This is a genomic window from Phenylobacterium sp. (assembly GCF_044371015.1).
Classification (GTDB): Bacteria; Pseudomonadota; Alphaproteobacteria; order Caulobacterales; family Caulobacteraceae; genus Phenylobacterium.
This window is the reverse complement of sequence record NZ_JBILUK010000330.1, coordinates 1-2,793: the sequence shown is the minus strand read 5'-3', so window position 1 is coordinate 2,793 and position 2,793 is coordinate 1. Positions and strand designations below refer to the sequence as shown.

Below are 2,793 nucleotides of genomic sequence, written 5' to 3'. Positions count from 1 at the left end.
GCCCAACCCCGCCTCGCGCCCGCGCGCGATGATCGCGCTGACCTATCACGCCGCGCGTTGCCTGACCTGGCGGGGCCGGTATGTCCAGGATCTGGACCCCAAGATCATCGAGGCCTGCAAGCGCGACCCCAGTCTGAAGCTGATGGACGACGGCGAACTGGGGGACGGCCGCCTCGTGTTCGAGGAAAACGTTCGCGAAGTGTTTGAGCGCGCGCCAAACCCGCATGGCGTCAATCGGAACGTGCGGTTCGTCGCGCGCCCTGATCGGGTGAACCACTTCCACGACTCCCACAATCTGGGCGGCGCCCGGATCGTGCAAGGCGAAGTCGCGCCGCAAGTCGCCTGACCATGCGGGTCCTTTATGTTGGCGGAACGGGCGAGATATCCTTCGCCTGTGTGGAGGAAGCGGTTCGCGCAGGACACGACGTCACCGTCTTCAACCGTGGTCAGCGCCAGGCTGTCGGCCCCTTATCGGTCAAACAGGTCGTGGGAGATGTGAACGACGGGGCCCTGTATCAGGAGGTCGCGGCGCGTAACTTCGACGTGGTCTGCCAGTTCCTGGCGTTTGAACCCGACGATATTGAGCGAGACATCAAGGCCTTCGGCCAACACTGCGGACAGTACGTCTTCATCTCGACCGCTTCGGCCTACCAGAAGCCCAGCCGCGTCTCGCTGGTGGGCGAAGAGACGCCGCTGGACAATCCTTTCTGGGAATACAGTCGTAAGAAGGCCGCATGCGAGGCGCGGCTCAGGGCGGCGGAAGACGCCGGCGATATCAAGGTGACGATCGTCCGTCCCAGCCACACCTACCGCACAAATCTGCCGAGCACGGTCGTTCGTGGAGATCACTTGGCGTGGCGGCTGGTGAACGGAAAGCCCGTCATCGTGCACGGAGACGGCGAGTCCGTATGGACGTTGACGCACTCGGAGGACTTCGCGCGTGCGTTCGTACGGCTTTGTGGTCTTCCAGACGCGATTGGAGGCGTATTCAACATCACTGACAGTTCGGGGCACACGTGGAATAGAATCCTGCGAACCGTTGGATCTGTGATTGGGGCCGAGCCCAAAATCGTCAACGTGTTGTCAAAGACGCTGGTGAAGTACGAGCCTTCCTGGGAGGGGACGTTGCTCGGCGATAAGTCCAACTCCATGATCTTCGATGTCAGCAGGATCTCGCGCGCTACAGGCGGCTGGCGTTGCTCGATATCTCTGGAGGAGGGCGTCGAGCGCGCCTGGCGATTTACGGAGGCGCGGCTAAAGAATGGCTATCGGCCCGATCCGCAACTTGATGCCCTTGTCGATCTGATCATAGCGGAAAACAGCTAGGCCTTTGCTTGTCCCCGAAGGGTGCGCTCGCAGCTGCGTCCAGGTGAAGTCTAGTTCAGGCCCCGTGAGCGAAGCGTCTCGAGGTTTGCGTCATGCTTCCGCCGATCGATGTTGTAGGCCAACAGAAACAGTATCGCGATCGAATAGAGCCCGACCATGGTCGGGATGTAGGCGAGGCCGAGCTTGGTGAGCACGGCCTCCGGGACCAGTCCGCGCTTTGCGTCTTCGGGGAACTGGCTGAACGCCAGGATGGTTGTGGCTGTGAAGACGCCAGCGCCTGAGACCATCTTTCGAACCAGCGTGTTGGCGGACAGGAGAAGCCCTTCGGAACGTCGACCCGTGCGCACCTGTGCGTCCTCGACCACATCTGCGATGAGCGAAGCCGTCAGGATTCCGGACGCCGCCGCCAGGGTCGCGTGAGTGAACTCCTGACAGTACAACAGCAGGGCCAGCGCCGTCGTCTCATTCTCTGGCCCAATTCCCACCAATCGCAGGGACATCGGCGTGACGTTGACGACGAGGCCCGTCGTTGAAGCCAGGAGGACACCGATCTTCTTGCCGAATGTGCGGCCGAGTACGGGCGCCAACGCCACGCCGGTCAGCCCACCGGTCAGGCTCATTGTCGCCAGGACAGCGAGCTGGCTCTGGCTCAAGCCCCAAAAGTATATGCCGAAGTACATGTCGAGCCCGCTCTGGGCGCCCGCCGCCACGGCGACGAACAAGCCTGAAAGCGACACGACGATGAAGGCCCGGTTGTTGAGGGTCGCGACCACCTCGGCGAACATCCCTCGAAAGGTGATCTTCCGATCCGGCGGCGCTGACAGGTATGGAATCCGGTGCGCTGTCCCAACCGTCGAGAGAATGATGGCGGCGAATATGATGAGAGCGCCAACCATCGAGTAGAGGAAGTAGCCGTCGCGCGCCAGCACACCTCCTGTGCCGTCGGCGTTCTCCTTGAGGAAGAACTGCAGCGCCATGACCATCATGCCGGCGCCTCCGAACAACACGAAGATCTGTCGGAGGGCGATCAGGTTGGTCCGTTCGTCGTAACCCTTGACCAGCTCTGGCGCGAGCGCCTGGTGGGGAACTTCGAAGAAGGTGTCGAAGAATCGGACAGAGAACAGACAGATCGCCAAGTAGATGGCCAGCGCGCCATCGCTCCACCCCTCAGGCGGGTTCCAAAGGAGGAAGAAGGCGAGCGCGTAGGGCGCCGCTGAGAGCAGCATGAAGGGGTGACGTCGGCCCCAGCGGGACCGAAGATTGTCGGAGATCTGGCCGACCAATGGATCGAGGATCGCATCGAACACCAGGGCGACCATCAGGACCCCGCCCACCAACTGCGGGGGCAGGCCGATCACCTGATTGTAGAAGATCACCAGGAAGGACGAGATCGCCCTGTGTTTGAGGTTCGCGGCCGCACCACCGACGGCATAGAGCACCTTCGCGCCCAGGCCGAGGGGCGGCGCG

Annotated in this window: 3 protein-coding genes; 2 read left to right on the top strand and 1 reads right to left on the bottom strand. The window is 62.2% G+C overall.

Going from position 1 to position 2,793, the window contains the following annotated elements; all coding sequences use genetic code 11:
- Both ACIQ3R_RS17185 and ACIQ3R_RS17180 read left to right on the top strand, forming a co-directional pair.
- A partial coding sequence (locus tag ACIQ3R_RS17185) for a hypothetical protein (protein WP_397420069.1) occupies positions 1-346 on the top strand: 346 nt, incomplete at its 5' end.
- A gap of 2 nt (positions 347-348) precedes the next feature.
- Positions 349-1,326 carry an SDR family oxidoreductase gene (locus ACIQ3R_RS17180; RefSeq protein ID WP_397420068.1) on the top strand — a complete coding sequence of 326 codons (978 nt, stop codon included), beginning with the start codon at positions 349-351 and terminating at the stop codon, positions 1,324-1,326.
- A 50-nt stretch (positions 1,327-1,376) separates the two neighbouring features.
- Here ACIQ3R_RS17180 and ACIQ3R_RS17175 read toward each other — a convergent pair.
- The coding region (locus ACIQ3R_RS17175) for an MFS transporter (protein WP_397420067.1) at positions 1,377-2,793 on the bottom strand (1,417 nt) is incomplete at its 5' end.

Bases quoted from the DNA above. Each gene is read 5' to 3' on its own strand.
- ACIQ3R_RS17180 (WP_397420068.1), top strand. From the start codon at position 349: ATGCGGGTCCTTTATGTTGGCGGAACGGGCGAGATATCCTTCGCCTGT.